Below are 14,037 nucleotides of genomic sequence, written 5' to 3'. Positions count from 1 at the left end.
GCGTGCGTCTGACGCGCAAGTGAGCCCGCCAGCCGCCCCTGCGCGGCTGGCCCCCAAAACCATAAAGAAGAGACATCATGAATACAACAGATCCGCGCGCCGGTGCCGTGCCGTCGAAGGACAGCATCGAAGGGCTGAACGCCACGCTGCAACTGCAGCGCGCCGCGTGCCTTGTCGCGCCGTACCCTGAACTCGCGCAACGCCGGCGAGACCTTGCGGCACTGCGAAAGGCCTTGCAGGCCTACCAGGAACCCCTGGCCCACGCGATGAGCGAGGACTTCGGTCGCCGTTCCGAAGCCGAATGCAAGATGCTGGACGTGATGGGCCCCGCGCTCCAGATCGACCATGCGCTCTCGCACCTGAAGCGCTGGATGAAGCCGCGGCGACGCAGCGTCGACTGGATGTTCCTCACCAACCGCGCGAAGGTCGTCTACCAGCCCAAGGGCGTGGTCGGGGTGATTGCGGCTTGGAACTTTCCGGTGATCGAATCCATCGGCCCGCTGGTGACGGCGCTGGCGGCAGGCAACCGCGTGATGATCAAGATGTCGGAGTTCTCGCCGCGCTGCACCGCAGTCCTGCGCCACATGCTGGCGGAACTGTTCACCGAGAGCCAGGTGGCGGTGTTCGGCGGTGGCGTCGAGATCGGGCAAGCCTTTGCGAGCCTGCCGCTGGACCACATCGTCTTCACCGGTTCGCCGGCCATCGGCAAGGAGATCATGCGGGCGGCGTCAGCCAACCTGACGCCGGTCACGCTGGAGCTGGGTGGCAAGTCGCCCGCGATCGTGAGTCCTTCGGCCTCGTTGGCTGCGGCGGCGCGCTCGATCGCGCATGGCAAGGCTTTCAACAGCGGGCAGGCGTGCGTGGCGCCCGACTATGTGCTGGTGCCGCGCGATCGCATCGACGATTTCGTGGCAGAAACCGTGCGTGCGTTTCATCGCATGTATCCGGATCCTGTCGCGGACGCGAACTACACGAGCATGGCTTCAGACCGCCACGCAGACCGCACGCGCGAGCTGCTGGCCGATGCCGTGGCGAAGGGCGCGACCGTGACGTCTTGCGGCCCCGGCGATGGCGCGCGCATCATCGCGCTGCAGATCGTGACCGGCGCGACGCCGGACATGCGGATCATGCAGGAAGAGCTTTTCAATCCGATCCTGCCCGTTGTCGCGTGCAACTCGCTGGACCATGCCGTGTCCTTCGTCACGTCGCGTCCGCGCCCTCTGGCCCTCTACTACTACGGAACCAATGCGGCCGAACTTCGCCGGCTGACGCGCGACGTGCACGCGGGCGGCATGACGGTCAACGACTGGGCGTGGCATGTCTTCCAGTGCGACCTGCCTTTCGGCGGCACCGGCAATTCGGGCATCGGAAGCTGGCGCGGACCCGAAGGCTTTCGTTCGCTGTCGCATGCGAAGTCGGTTTTCTCGGTGCATCGATTCTTTCCCGTTCACCTGTTTCGTCCCCCGTATGGTTCGCGCATCCAGCGCGCGATCCTGAACCTTTTCCTGCGCCAACCCGACGCATCGGTTCATGATGCGAAGCTTGCCCACCCAGTGACGCAGGCCGAGGCGATCGCCAGGAGAACCGCGACATGACCAGCGCAGAACTGCGCCTTGCATCGAACGACCACTGCGCGAGCTCCGCAGCTGGCGGCTACGCGTGGGCCGTCTTCGCGCTGACCTTCGGGCTGATGCTGTCGGACTATCTCTCGCGCCAGGTCATCGGTGCGGTGTTCCCTTTCCTGAAGGCCGATTGGGGTGTGTCCGACTCACAGCTCGGCGCGTTGGTCAGTGTCGTCTCGGTGGTCGTCGGCGTGCTCACCATTCCGATGTCGATGGTCGCCGACCGCTGGGGCCGGGTCAAAAGCATCACCTTGATGGCCTTCGTGTGGTGCCTGGCAACCATTGCCTGTGGTCTTGCCACCAACTATTCGCAGATGCTGATGGCGCGTGCGGTCGTCGGGGCGGGCGAGGCGGCCTACGCGGCGGCCGGTGCCGCGCTGCTGGCGCACACCTTTCCCATCGGCAAGCGTGCCGCGATCCAGGGCGCATTCCAGTCGGCGGGCCTCTTCGGCTCGGTGCTCGGCGTGGTCATTGGCGGAGCCGTCGCCAGCCAGTTCGGCTGGCGCACCGCCTTCTTCGTGGTGGGCGCGCCGGGCCTGCTGCTGGCGCTGGCTTACCCCTTCGTCGTACGCGACTACGTGGCGCCGAAGATCGATGTGAAAGGCAGCGCAAACGCACAGGGCAACGCAAGCTTGCCCTTCGGCCAACTCGTGCGGCAGGTGTTCATCGCGCGCTCGGGCAACCTGAGCTTCCTGGCTTTCGGCCTTCAGATGGCGATCCCGTCGATCCTGATCGCCTGGATGCCGACTTTCCTGAATCGCTTCTACGGATTCGAGCCGCGCAAGGCTGCGCTGATGGCGGCGGCTGCCGTGCTGGCGGCGGGCCTGGGCGTGCTCTTCGGTGGGGGCCTTTCCGACAGGCTCAGCCGCGGACGGCCACGCTATCGCGCCATCGTTCCCGCCGCCTACGCGCTGATCTGCGGCATCCTGCTGGCGGCTGGCTTCGGCATGGCGCCGAGCGGCGTGGCGCTGGTGCTGATCATGGTGGGCGCGCTGTTTGCGGTTGCCCATGGCGGCTGCGCCGTGGCCATCGTCATGGACGTCACGCACCCTGCCGTTCGCGCCACGGTGACCGCGACCGCGGTGCTCGGCGCGAGCCTGCTGGGCTTGGCGCCTGGACCTTTCCTGGTCGGCCTCGTCTCCGACATGGTCGACCTGAAGACGGCGCTCACGCTCGCGCCGGTGGTCACGTTCGTGGCCGCAGCGTTGTTCCTTGCGGCGTCGCGCACCTACGAGCGCGACGTCGCAGCTTCCTCACATTTTTCTCTGGAGAATCGCCATGGGCGTTCTTGATGGCGTTCGCATCGTTGAAATTGCCGGGCTGGGCCCGGGCCCGTTCTGCGGCATGTTGCTGGCCGACATGGGCGCGGAAGTCATCCTCGTCGAACGCGGCAGCGTCAATGCCGATGATCCCCTTGCATTGGGCAAGAACGCGATCATCCACCGCGGCAAGCGCTCCATTGCGCTCGACCTGAAGGACCCGCTGGCCATCGAAGCGGTGCTTCGCCTCATCGAGGGCGCCGATGGGCTGATCGAAGGCATGCGGCCGGGCGTGATGGAGCGGCTCGGTCTCGGGCCGGACGTCTGTCTTGCGCGCAACCCCGACCTCGTCTACGGCCGCATGACCGGCTGGGGCCAGCAGGGGCCGCTGGCGCATGCCGCGGGGCACGACATCAACTACATCGCGCTCTCTGGTGCGCTGTGGTTCTCCGGCGCGCCGGGCACGCCGCCCATGGCGCCGCCGACCCTCGTCGGCGACCTGGGTGGCGGCGCGCTGTACCTTGCGATGGGCCTGCTGGCGGGCATCCTGCACGCGCGCGCCGGCGGCAAGGGGCAGGTGGTCGACGCCGCCATCGTCGATGGCAGCGCCAACATGATGAACCTGGTGCTCTCGGCCCATGCTGCGGGACAGCAGCCCTTCGAACGTGGCCGTGGCCTGCTCGACGGCCCGCACTGGTACGGCAGCTATGCCTGCAGCGACGGCCTGTTCATCAGCATCGGTGCGCTGGAGCCGCAGTTCAATGCCTTGCTGTTTGCGAAAATGGGCCTTGGCGACGATGCCGATTTCAAGAAGGCATATGACCCGCGCAGCTGGAGTCGGCTGCGCGAGCGCCTGGCCAGCATGTTCTCGCAGCAGCCGCGCGAACACTGGATGACCTTGCTCGAAGGCACGGATGCCTGCTTTGCGCCGGTGCTGACGCCGGGTGAGGCAATGGCGCATCCGCACATGGCGGCGCGCGAGGTGTACACGCAGCGCGACGGCGTGCTGCAGGCCGCGCCGGCGCCGCGCTTCTCGGCGACGCCGTCGGGCGTGCCGGGTCCGGTGTCCCGACGCGGCGAGCAAAGCGCCGACATCCTGCGGGAGATCGGCTTGAGCTCGCAGGACATCGGGCAACTGTTGCCAGTCACCGCCTGACCCGGAGCGATCAAGGCGCGCTGCTGCGCGGCGGATCGGCGACGATCCGGGCGCCAGCGTCTTTCAGCAGGCGCTGGAATTCCGGCGACGCGCTGATGATCGTGCCAGCGGCGGCACGCAGCCGGTCGACGGCTTCGGCCGGTAGCACGAAGGAGGTCGGCTGGGCGTTGAGGTAGTCGCGTTCCACCGGGTCGGTGAGCGCGGAGAACGAAACATCGATGGCGTAGATCTTGGCGTCGGGCACGGACACCGTGGTGCAGATGGGTGAGTTCTTGTTGGTGGAACACCCTGCGAGCTCACGCAGGCGCTGGCCTGTTTCCCACCGCGCCGAGATGTCCTTCAGCAACTCGACCGCTTCGTAGGAATAGTGGTCGATCGGCACGCCGGTCGCCTTCAGCAAGGTGGCGATCGTGCCCGGCGGGGTCTCGGATTCGTCCCAGTTGGTGGGCGGCGAGGACTGCGAGTTGACGACGAGCACGATGATCCTGCGCACATTGTCGAGTGGCGTCGACACGCCGGCGGCGTGCAGCGACTCCAGCAGGCTGATCGCGTCGATCACCCCGCGCATGCCCAAGTTGTCTGAAACCCCGCCGTCGACGAGGTGGATGTAGGGACGCCGCGCACCGTCGAAAAAAGTCTTGATGTCGTTGAGCTCCCGGATCGCACGGGCGGCGGGGCGCGGGGGATCGTCCGATTCGGTGAACCGGTCGACCCACGGCGGAAACGCATAGCCGCAGCTTCCGCCGTAGTTGTTGATGGTGACTGGCGACAGCGCCCCGGGCACGGCGGATGAGGCGGCAGCCGCGCGCGACAGCCGCACGGGGCCGAGGTCCGAGCACAGCACGTTGAAGATGTTTTGCCCGAAAGACACGCGCGCACCGGTCGAGAGGTCGGTCGCCGACACCAGGATCATGGGACCGTCCCCATGTTCGAGGTCCACGAAGGTCGCGTCGTTGAAAAGGATCTCGTCGTACAGCTCAGCTGCCAGCTCGGAGCGGCCCCACGTCCGCGACAAGAGCCTTGCCCAGTTGCCCGGGTTGAGTGCGCGGGAAATGAGTTCGCCCTGCACGTTGCGCTTGAGAAAGCGCTGCTCGTAGTCGGTGAAGAGCTTGTCGCCATAGAGGCCGTAGGCGAGGGCGGTGAAGCTGCCGCCTGATACGCCGGTGACGACGTCCACGGCGTCGAGCAGGCGAATCTTGTTCCCCTTCGCGCCCACGGCCTCGGTGCGGCGCAGGAACTCCAGCACGCCATACGAGAACGCCGCAGCGCGCGTGCCACCCCCGGAAAAGGCCAGGATGACCAGGTCTTCATGGCTCCTGAAGCGGGCCTGGCGCGATTGGAGGGTGTAGCCAGTCACGGCATCGGCGCGCGCGATCGGCGGGTTGACCGGACGGCTCGCGCAGCCGGCGACGAACACCACCAAGGCGACCAGTGAAGCCGTGAATGCGCAAGTCCGTTTCATGGGCTGAAGGTTGCGTTGGTGGACGAAAGCTGCCGAGCGTCGCGCGTCGTGCCGCGGCCGTCAACTGCAAGCGAAATCCATGCCGGTCGACGTGTCGGCCGCCAGTTCCCTGCGGACCGGCGAAACCGCTGCAATGACCTGTGCCCAAGGGGCACGACTTTTAGCATCACCCTACCCACTACAGAACCCACAGCCAAGCGGTTCTGCCAAGTGATGCAAGACAAAGAGAGACAACCCGACATGAACGACGACATCCTGCTGTACGAAGCCTTCGGCCCGGTCGCGCGGCTGACGCTGAACCGCCCCCGGGCGATGAATTCCCTGAACCTGGCGACGCTTGCCGAACTCGAACGCCGGCTTGCCGACGTCGCGCGCAACGACGAGATCCGCGTCGTGGTGCTCACCGGCAACGGCCCCGCCTTCTGCGCCGGCGCCGACCTGAAGGAAGTGCTGGCCGGCGCCGAACTCGCGCCGGGCGAAGCGGACTTCCTGGACCGCGCCAATGTCGTGTTCGGCGCGCTGCGCAATTTCGCCAAGCCCGTCATCGCATCGCTCAACGGCGTGACGATGGCCGGTGGCCTTGAGCTCGCCATGTGCGCCGACATCGTGGTGGCCGCCGAGAGCGCCACGATCGCCGACGCGCACGCCAACTTCGGCGTGTTCCCGGGCGCGGGCGGCGCGGCGATCCTGCCGCGGCTCATCCCGCTGAACATGGCGATGTACCTGCTCATGACCGGCAAGTCGTTGTCGGCTGCCGCGATGATGGCCTGCGGCCTGGTGTGCGAAGTGCATGCCGATGCCGACCTGGCCGAAGCCACGCTCAAGCTGGCCCGCCACATCGCGAAAAAGAGCCCGATCGCGCTGCGCCGCATGAAGCTGGTCGCGCGCGCCTCGGCCGACAAGAGCGGTGCCGACGCGCTGCAGCACGAGCAGGTGATGTTGCGCCAGCACATGCGCACGGCCGACTTCCACGAAGGTCTTGCGGCCTTTGGCGAGAAGCGCGCACCGAATTTTCCCGGCCGCTGAATGCGCCGATCCAACGACATCCAAGGACTTGAAAAAATGAATGACATCTACGTCGCCGGCATCGGCATGACGCCCTTCGGTCGACTGCTGGACCGCACGGTCTATGACCTGGTCGAAGAGGCCGTGCTGCTGGCCGTGACCGACGCCGGTTGCCAGATCGGCGACATCGGCAGCGCCTTCTACTCCACGATGACGAACGGCCACCTGCAAGGCCAGATCGCCATTCCCGGCCCCATCGCGATGCGTCGCCTGGGCCTGGAAGGCGTGCCTGTGTTCACTGTCGAGAACGCCTGCGCTTCCGGCTCTTCCGCCTTCAACCTCGCGACCATGGCCCTGCGCGCGGGCAGCTGCGACATTGCGCTGGCCGTCGGCGCCGAGAAGATGAACGTCGCCGACAAGGCGAAGATGTTCAGCGTCTTCGACGGCGGCTGGGACGTGTCGACCGTCGAGCAGAACAAGGCCACGCTGATGGCCATGGGTGCCAGCGTCGTGCCGCCGCCCGGCACGATGTCGGAGAAGCCGTACAGCGTCTTCATGGACATCTACGCCGCGTTCTGCCGCCAGCACATGCAGACCTACGGAACGACGCAGCGGCAGATCGCGGCCGTTGCGGCCAAGAACCACCAGCATTCGGTGCACAACCCGCTGTCGCAATACCGCGAGCCTTGCACGATCGAGCAGGTGCTGGCCGCGCCGCCGATCGCCTATCCGCTGACCCTGCCGATGTGTTCGCCCATCAGCGACGGCGCAGCCGCCATCGTGCTGTGCAACGCCGAAGGCCTGAAGCGCCTGAACGGTGCAGCAGGCCGAGCCGTGCGCGTGCTGGCGAGCGTGATCCAGACCGGCAGCACCCGCAGCATCGACGAGCCGCAAAAGATCGTGGCGCACCTGGGCGCGAAGAAGGCCTATGAACAAGCGGGCGTGTCGCCTTCGGATGTCGACGTGGCCGAAGTGCACGACGCCACTGCCATGGGCGAGATCCTGAATGCCGAGTCGCTGATGCTGGTGCCTTTCGGCGAAGCCGGCCCGGCTGCCGAGCGCGGCGACTTCACGGTTGGCGGACGCATGCCCATCAACCCCTCGGGCGGCCTCGAATCCAAGGGCCATCCGATCGGCGCCACCGGCCTCGGCCAACTGCACGAACTCGTCACCCAGCTGCGCGGCGAAGCCGGCAAGCGGCAGGTCGACGGCGCACGCATCGCGATCCAGGAAAACGGCGGCGGCCTCTATGGCGTCGAAGAAGCGGTGGTGGCCGTCACCATCCTTGGCAAACAGTAAATCCACCGAACAAACACATACGGAGCATTTCATGGGACATGTCATCAGAACCGAAGAGCAGCAGGCGGCCGTCGACGGCTTGAAGCGCTTTCTCAACGCCGAGATCGACCCGATCTTCACCAAGGAATATCGCGACACCTTCGTGCCGAAGGAGAAGATGCAGTCGATCATGCGCAAGCTGACCGAGTTCGGCATGGTCTCGGGCCCAATCGACGAAGCGCATGGCGGCATGGGCCTGGATTGGCTCACGATGATCATGCTGTTCGAGGAAGTCGCCACCACCTCCATCGACCTGTCGGTGCCGGTGCTGATCAATTCCTTCGGCGCCTACATGCTGCAGCAACTCGCACCGCAGCACCTGCGCGAGCGCTACCTGCCGGGCCTGGTCAGCGGCGACTCCTTTGTCAGCATGGGCATCTCGGAGCCCGATGTCGGCTCCAACGTGCTCGAGATCAAGACGCGTGCAAAGCGCGATGGCGACCACTACGTCATCAATGGCGAGAAGACCTGGATCAGCAACGGCGCTTACTCCGACTTCCTGATCTGCACCTGCCGCACCGGCGACGATCCGCGCCGCGGCCTCACGCACTTCCTGCTTGACCGCAAGGAGCATCCGTACGAAGTGCGCGACATCCACAAGATCGCCTGGAACAGCCAGTCGACCGCGCAGATCTTTCTGGACAACGTGCGCGTGCCGGCCAGCAACATGATCGGCAACGAAGGCGAAGCGCTGAAGAACACGCTGTCGATGTTCGAGCGTTCACGCGTGTTCGTGGCGGCGCAGGGCCTGGGCATCGGCCGACGCGCGCTCGAAGAAGCGGTGCGCTATTCGAAGGACCGCCGCCAGCACGGCAAGGTCATCGCCGGGCACCAGCTCATCGCCGGGATGCTGGCCGAGATGGCGACCAACGTCGACGCCGCGCGCCTCTTGGTCTACCGCGCTGCTTCGATGATCGAAGCCGGCGTGCCGGCCGAGATGGAAGCCGCGATGGCCAAGTACTTTGCCTGCGAGGCGGCCGTCACCGTGGCACGCCAGGCCGTGCAGATCCACGGCGGCAACGGCGTCACGCGCGAGTTCCTCGTCGAGAAGCTGGCACGCGAAGCGATCGTCGTGCCGATTCCCGAAGGCACATCACAAATCCAGCAACTGCTCATCGCGCGCTCGCTGACCGGCGTCAACGCGTTCTGAACTCCCTCATACAGGACACATCATGCGAATCAAGGACAAAGTCATCGTCATCACCGGCGGCGCATCGGGCCTGGGCCTGGCGACGGCCGGCTACATGGTCAAGGAAAAGGGCGCGCGCGTCGCGCTGTTCGACCTGAGCGTCGACGCCGGCAACGCGGCCGTTGCCGATCTCGGCGCGGACAACGCGATGTTCGTGCAGACCGATGTCAGCAATGAGGAGTCGGTGCAGAAAGCCATCGACGCAGTCATGGCCCGCTTCGGTGCCATTCACGTCTGCATCAACGGCGCGGCGATTCCCACGGGCTTCAAGGTGCTGGGCAAGGAGGGCAAGGCGGCGCCGCTGGCCCGCTTCGCGCAGATCACTTCGGTCAACGTCAACGGCGTCTTCAACGTGATGTCGAAGTGCGCCGAGCAGATGGCGAAGAACGAAGCGGAAGTCGGCGAGGAGCGTGGCGTGGTCATCAATGTGTCGTCCGGCGCCGCCTACGAAGGCCAGGTCGGGCAGAGCGCGTATGCCGCATCGAAGGCCGCGATCATCGGCATGAACATGCCGGCGGCGCGCGAGCTTGGCGACATCGGCGTGCGGGTGAATGCCATCGCACCCGGCTTGTTCCTGACCACGATGGTCGCGGGCCTCGACGACAAGGTTCTTTCCTCGCTGAAGGAACAGATGCAGGCGCCGCGGCGGCTGGGCGACATGCGCGAGTTTGCGCACTGCTGCGCCTTCATCGTCGAGAACGCCTACATCAACGCCGAGACGATCCGCCTCGACGGCGCGGCCCGCATGCGCGCGCGCTGATTCCATTCGCCCATCACCATAACGAGAGACATCGATCATGAGAATTGCAGACTACTTCGACGGCGCCGCCGCGCAGCACCCGACCCACCTCGCCTTTGTCGACGGCGAGACGCGCATGGATTTCGCGCAGGCGCAAAAGCACGCGCATGCCATTGCCAACGCCCTGACGCGCGAGAAGCAGGCAGGCTCCGGCTCGCACGTGGCGATCTACAGCCCGAACGACCATCGCGTCACGCTGCTGCACCTGGGCATCAACCTCGCGGACATGGCCTGGCTGTCGGTGCACATCCGCAACACGGTCGAGACCAATGCCGATGTGCTGGACTACTTCGACGCGAACATCGTTTTCTTCCACAGCCATTTCGAGAGCAGCGTGCCCTTGCTGAAGTCGAAGCTGTCGAAGGCGAAGCGCTACATCTGCATCGACCGCGCGTCGGAGCATGGCATCTCGATGGCCGAATGGCTGGCCGACTGCTGGACGCCCTTTCGCAATGTGCAGGAAGACCCTGCGACGGTCGCGTTCCTGCAGCCTACTGGCGGCACCACCGGCCCGTCCAAAGGCGCAGTGCACACGCACCGCACGCTCGAGATCATGGGCCTGGCCGTGGCGACGGAATTCGAAGCCACACCCGACTCTCGCCACCTGGTGATCGCACCGCTGACGCATGCCGCGGGCCTGATCGTGCTGGGCCTCGCCGTGCGGGGTTGCGCGACGATCATCCTCCCCGGCTTCGATGCCGACATGGTGATCGACGCCATCGAGAAAGAGAAGGTCTCGCACCTCTTCCTGCCGCCGACGGCCGTCTATGCCTTGCTGGCGCATCCGCGCTCCAGGACGGCGGACTTCTCGTCGCTGAAGTGTTTCATCGTCGGCGCCGCGCCCATCGCGCCCGAGAAATTCAAGGAAGCGGTGCGCGTGTTCGGCCCGGTGATGTACGAAGGCTTCGGCCAGACGGAAACGCTGATCCCGATCCTGGTCAAGCGCCCGTCGGACTACCTGAACAGCGACGGCAGCTTCGACGAAGCGGCCGTGCGCGCAGCCGGCAAGCCGGTCGGCGTGGTGCGCGTCGGCATCATGGACCCGCAAGGCAACCTGCTGCCGGCGGGTGAGCGCGGCGAGATCGTCGTGCGCTCTTCGATGTCGATGCAGGGCTACTACAAGAAGCCCGCCGAAACGGCCGAAGTCTCCACCTTCGGCTGGCATCACACGAGCGACGTGGGCGTGGTGGACGAGCGCGGCTTCGTCACCATCGTCGACCGCATGAAGGACATGATCGTCTCGGGCGGCTTCAACATCTTCCCGGTCGAGATCGAGAAGACCATCCAGGGCCATCCCGCGGTGCTCGACTGCATCGTGGTCGGCGTGCCCGACGAGAAGTGGGGCGAGGCGGTCAAGGCGGTCGTGCAACTCAAGCAGGGCCAGACGCTGGAAGAGGCCGACCTGATCGCGCTGTGCAAGGAGCAACTCGGCAGCACCAAGGCACCCAAGTCGGTCGAATTCTGGGACAGCCTGCCGCGCAGCGCCGTGGGCAAGCTGCTCAAGAAAGACGTCCGCGCCAAGTACTGGGGCAACGAGTGGCGCTCGGTCTGACCAGCGACGCTGTCGATGCGGCGATGCGCGGGCGCCGCTCCGTGCGCGCCTTCTTGCCGACGCCGGTCTCGCGGGCGACGGTGGCGGAGATCCTGGAACTGGCGGCCTGCGCACCCAGCGGCACCAACACGCAGCCGTGGCACGTCACGGTGCTGGCAGGGGCGCAGCGACAGGCCCTGTGCGACCGTGCGATGCACGCCTTTCACCACGAGCCGGACCAACACGGCCCGGAGTACGACGTCTATCCGGAGGAGTTCGTCGAGCCCTACCTGGGCCGGCGCCGCCGAAACGGCTTCGAGCTCTATGCCTCGATCGGCATCGTCAGGGGCGACAAGGCCGCAATGCAGCGCCAGCATGCGCGCAACTTCACGTTCTTCGACGCACCGGTCGGGCTGATCTTCACGGTCGACCGGCGCATGAGCCGCGGAAGTTGGGTCGACTACGGCATGTTCATGCAGAACATCATGCTGGCGGCGCGCGCCCGGGGCCTCGACACCTGTCCCCAGATGGCTTGGGCCATGCTGCCGGGCGTCGTGACCGAAGTGCTCGAGCTTCCGGCCCACATGATGGTGGTCTGCGGCATGGCGCTGGGCCATGCCGACCTTGGCGCGCCCGAGAACCGGTTGCGCGCGGAGCGCGAGCCCGTGGCCAATTTCACCCGGTTCGAGGGCTTTGCCGACACGCTCGGCTGAGGAAGCGACTTCCCTTTCGGGCAAGCCGATTGCCCCTCGGACCTATAGGCGTTGCGGCCTGATTGACCGACAGTGACGTCCGGACGAACGCCACCCCGGCGGTCCCTCCAGCAAGGACGGTCAAGATGATCCATCGCCACATTCTCGGCATGACGGCTGCATTGACGCTTTTGGCCTTGGTGCCACTGGATTCATGGGCAGTCACGTGCGCAGCAGGCGTCTATCGCGCCGGTTGCGCGGGTCCGAACGGCGCCGCGGTGGTCAAGAAGCCGCCGCCCGTCTATCACCCGCCCGCAAAGGTGACCTGCGCCAACGGCGTGTACCGCGCGGGCTGCGCAGGTCCCAACGGCGCCGCCGTCGTTCGCAAGTGATGCGCGGCGCTGGGTCCGGCTCCAGCGCGTTGCCCCGTCTTGCCTCCGGGTTCGATGACAGCGATCCCCCAAATGCGTTTGCCTCCCGCTGCATCGCCGCCCACAATGACGGGAGTGAGTTCATGGAGTCATCTTGAGCCACCTCCCCGTCTTCTGGGTCATCGTCGCCTCCGTGGTCGCGCCGCTCCTGGGCGAGATTCCGCTGGGCTTCGCAGTGCCGGTCGTGGTGCTGGAAGTCTTGCTGGGCATCGTCATCGGGCCTCACGTGCTCGGCCTGGCGCATTTCGATGGATTCATCGCGACGATGTTCACTTTCGGCATGGCGACCACGCTTTTCATGGCGGGCATCGAACTGGATTTCGGCAGCATCAAGGGCCGGCCCCTGTCGCTTGCCATCGGGGGCTGGGTGCTCTCGGTCGTTCTGGGCGTGGTGCTGGTGGCTCTGATGCATTCGGTGCCGAGCGTGAATGCGCCGCTCATGGTGGCGTTGGCGCTGTGCACGACCGGGCTGGGCGTTCTTGTTCCCATTTTTCGCGATGGAGGCCAGCTCGACACACCCTTCGGGCGATTTGCGATGGCGGCAGGAACGCTCGGAGAGCTGGCGCCCATCGTCGCCATGTCGTTGCTGCTGTCGCGCCAATACAGTGGCTTGCAGGAAGCGGGCTTCATGCTGATCTTCCTGTGCATCATCGTTGCCGCGACCATCGTGGGCATTCGTGCACGGCCGCCGAAGCTGCTGGCCATGTTCGGCCGGCACATGCATCGCAGCACCCAGATGCCGGTGCGCGTTTCGCTGCTGATTCTGGCGGCGCTCCTGTTGATCGCATCGAAGTTCGGATTCGAAAGCATCATCGGCGCCTTCGCGGCCGGCATGGTGCTCGGGCAGGCCACGCGCGGGCCGGCTGGTGCGCATTTGCGCGAGAAGATCGAGACCGTGTCTTTCGCATGGTTCTATCCGTTCTTCTTCGTCGGCACCGGCATCAAGTTCGACATCGCCGCGCTCGGGCGTGATGGCACGGCGATGCTTCTGGTGCCCGCCTTCGCGGTGCTCTTCCTGATCGTTCGGGGCGCGCCCGCGCTGCTCTATCGCGGCCAGCTTGACAGGGGGCACATGCTGCCCTTTGCGCTGTCCTGCGCCGTGCCTTCGCTGTCGATCATCGTGGTCATCACCGAAATCGGCACACGCGCGGGGACGATGACTTCGGACGTCGCGGCCGCGCTGATCGGCGCGGCCCTTCTTTGCGTGCTTCTGTTCCCGACGATTGCCGGCGCACTCCTGGCGCAACGCAGCCGTGGAGACCAGACCGTGGATCAACGATAGACACCTCCCCGCTGCGAAAGGAACGGACCATGAAAAACATTGCGCTTTCCATGCTGGCCTTGATCCTTGTGCTGATGGCCGGCTTTGCGGCGGCCCAGGGCGACGGAGGCAGCCAGACCCCGTGCGAACTCCAGTACAGCACGTGCAAGCAAACGGCACATGCCGATTACCAGTTCTGCAAGCAAGCCTCGCAGCAGGGGTGCCAGGAGCGACTCGATGCGGCCCTGGGGCGCTGCCGTGCTGCCCGCGACGCCTGCCCTGACTGAGGCGA

13 protein-coding genes are annotated in these 14,037 nt (G+C 65.9%); 12 read left to right on the top strand and 1 reads right to left on the bottom strand.

The window, feature by feature from the left end:
* Nucleotides 1-77 precede the first annotated feature (77 nt).
* From QTI66_RS16130 to QTI66_RS16120, 3 genes are read left to right on the top strand one after another with little or no spacing between them, the layout of a single operon-like run.
* Nucleotides 78-1,595 (top strand): coniferyl aldehyde dehydrogenase, encoded by a 1,518-nt coding sequence (locus QTI66_RS16130; RefSeq protein WP_286560803.1) that lies wholly within the window; start codon nucleotides 78-80, stop codon nucleotides 1,593-1,595.
* Nucleotides 1,592-2,914, top strand: coding sequence for an MFS transporter (locus QTI66_RS16125; RefSeq protein ID WP_286560802.1), 1,323 nt, complete (start codon nucleotides 1,592-1,594; stop codon nucleotides 2,912-2,914). Before QTI66_RS16130 ends, QTI66_RS16125 begins: the two co-directional genes overlap by 4 nt.
* Entirely contained in the window at nucleotides 2,901-4,037 is a 1,137-nt protein-coding gene (locus tag QTI66_RS16120; RefSeq protein ID WP_286560801.1) for a CaiB/BaiF CoA transferase family protein, read from the top strand. The genes QTI66_RS16125 and QTI66_RS16120 overlap by 14 nt, the downstream gene beginning before the upstream one ends.
* Before the next feature lie 10 nt (nucleotides 4,038-4,047).
* On the opposite strand, the gene QTI66_RS16115 is transcribed toward QTI66_RS16120, so the two are convergent.
* Nucleotides 4,048-5,499: a patatin-like phospholipase family protein gene (locus tag QTI66_RS16115; RefSeq protein WP_286560800.1), complete on the bottom strand. Its 1,452-nt coding sequence runs from the start codon at nucleotides 5,497-5,499 to the stop codon at nucleotides 4,048-4,050.
* A gap of 240 nt (nucleotides 5,500-5,739) precedes the next feature.
* Between QTI66_RS16115 and QTI66_RS16110 the strand changes: the two genes are divergently transcribed.
* From QTI66_RS16110 to QTI66_RS16070, 9 genes are all read left to right on the top strand, one after another.
* The gene (locus QTI66_RS16110; protein ID WP_286560799.1) at nucleotides 5,740-6,525 is read left to right on the top strand and encodes an enoyl-CoA hydratase/isomerase family protein; all 786 of its coding nucleotides are present in this window, start codon (nucleotides 5,740-5,742) and stop codon (nucleotides 6,523-6,525) included.
* A 36-nt stretch (nucleotides 6,526-6,561) separates the two neighbouring features.
* On the top strand, nucleotides 6,562-7,803 hold the full coding sequence (locus QTI66_RS16105; protein ID WP_286560798.1) for a thiolase family protein: 1,242 nt from the start codon (nucleotides 6,562-6,564) through the stop codon (nucleotides 7,801-7,803).
* Nucleotides 7,804-7,834: 31 nt separating this feature from the next.
* Nucleotides 7,835-8,992 (top strand): acyl-CoA dehydrogenase family protein, encoded by a 1,158-nt coding sequence (locus tag QTI66_RS16100; RefSeq protein WP_286560797.1) that lies wholly within the window; start codon nucleotides 7,835-7,837, stop codon nucleotides 8,990-8,992.
* Nucleotides 8,993-9,014: 22 nt separating this feature from the next.
* The gene (locus tag QTI66_RS16095) at nucleotides 9,015-9,791 is read left to right on the top strand and encodes an SDR family NAD(P)-dependent oxidoreductase (RefSeq protein ID WP_286560796.1); all 777 of its coding nucleotides are present in this window, start codon (nucleotides 9,015-9,017) and stop codon (nucleotides 9,789-9,791) included.
* A 37-nt stretch (nucleotides 9,792-9,828) separates the two neighbouring features.
* Complete coding sequence (locus QTI66_RS16090) at nucleotides 9,829-11,382, top strand: class I adenylate-forming enzyme family protein (RefSeq protein WP_286560794.1); 1,554 nt, start codon at nucleotides 9,829-9,831, stop codon at nucleotides 11,380-11,382.
* Between the two features lie 23 nt (nucleotides 11,383-11,405).
* Nucleotides 11,406-12,074 (top strand): nitroreductase, encoded by a 669-nt coding sequence (locus tag QTI66_RS16085; RefSeq protein ID WP_286560895.1) that lies wholly within the window; start codon nucleotides 11,406-11,408, stop codon nucleotides 12,072-12,074.
* Between the two features lie 125 nt (nucleotides 12,075-12,199).
* Nucleotides 12,200-12,445, top strand: coding sequence for a hypothetical protein (locus QTI66_RS16080; protein ID WP_286560793.1), 246 nt, complete (start codon nucleotides 12,200-12,202; stop codon nucleotides 12,443-12,445).
* Nucleotides 12,446-12,578: 133 nt separating this feature from the next.
* Entirely contained in the window at nucleotides 12,579-13,766 is a 1,188-nt protein-coding gene (locus QTI66_RS16075) for a cation:proton antiporter (RefSeq protein WP_286560792.1), read from the top strand.
* 29 nt (nucleotides 13,767-13,795) lie between these two features.
* The gene (locus QTI66_RS16070) at nucleotides 13,796-14,032 is read left to right on the top strand and encodes a hypothetical protein (RefSeq protein ID WP_286560791.1); all 237 of its coding nucleotides are present in this window, start codon (nucleotides 13,796-13,798) and stop codon (nucleotides 14,030-14,032) included.
* The last annotated feature ends 5 nt before the right edge of the window (nucleotides 14,033-14,037 follow it).

This window comes from Variovorax brevis, from assembly GCF_030317105.1.
Taxonomy (GTDB): domain Bacteria; phylum Pseudomonadota; class Gammaproteobacteria; order Burkholderiales; family Burkholderiaceae_C; genus Variovorax; species Variovorax brevis.
This window is presented reverse-complemented; position numbering and strand designations above follow the sequence as displayed.

Bases quoted from the DNA above. Each gene is read 5' to 3' on its own strand.
- QTI66_RS16130 (WP_286560803.1), top strand. From the start codon at position 78: ATGAATACAACAGATCCGCGCGCCGGTGCCGTGCCGTCGAAGGACAGC.
- QTI66_RS16125 (WP_286560802.1), top strand. From the start codon at position 1,592: ATGACCAGCGCAGAACTGCGCCTTGCATCGAACGACCACTGCGCGAGC.
- QTI66_RS16120 (WP_286560801.1), top strand. From the start codon at position 2,901: ATGGGCGTTCTTGATGGCGTTCGCATCGTTGAAATTGCCGGGCTGGGC.
- QTI66_RS16115 (WP_286560800.1), bottom strand. From the start codon at position 5,499: ATGAAACGGACTTGCGCATTCACGGCTTCACTGGTCGCCTTGGTGGTG.
- QTI66_RS16110 (WP_286560799.1), top strand. From the start codon at position 5,740: ATGAACGACGACATCCTGCTGTACGAAGCCTTCGGCCCGGTCGCGCGG.
- QTI66_RS16105 (WP_286560798.1), top strand. From the start codon at position 6,562: ATGAATGACATCTACGTCGCCGGCATCGGCATGACGCCCTTCGGTCGA.
- QTI66_RS16100 (WP_286560797.1), top strand. From the start codon at position 7,835: ATGGGACATGTCATCAGAACCGAAGAGCAGCAGGCGGCCGTCGACGGC.
- QTI66_RS16095 (WP_286560796.1), top strand. From the start codon at position 9,015: ATGCGAATCAAGGACAAAGTCATCGTCATCACCGGCGGCGCATCGGGC.
- QTI66_RS16090 (WP_286560794.1), top strand. From the start codon at position 9,829: ATGAGAATTGCAGACTACTTCGACGGCGCCGCCGCGCAGCACCCGACC.
- QTI66_RS16085 (WP_286560895.1), top strand. From the start codon at position 11,406: ATGCGCGGGCGCCGCTCCGTGCGCGCCTTCTTGCCGACGCCGGTCTCG.
- QTI66_RS16080 (WP_286560793.1), top strand. From the start codon at position 12,200: ATGATCCATCGCCACATTCTCGGCATGACGGCTGCATTGACGCTTTTG.
- QTI66_RS16070 (WP_286560791.1), top strand. From the start codon at position 13,796: ATGAAAAACATTGCGCTTTCCATGCTGGCCTTGATCCTTGTGCTGATG.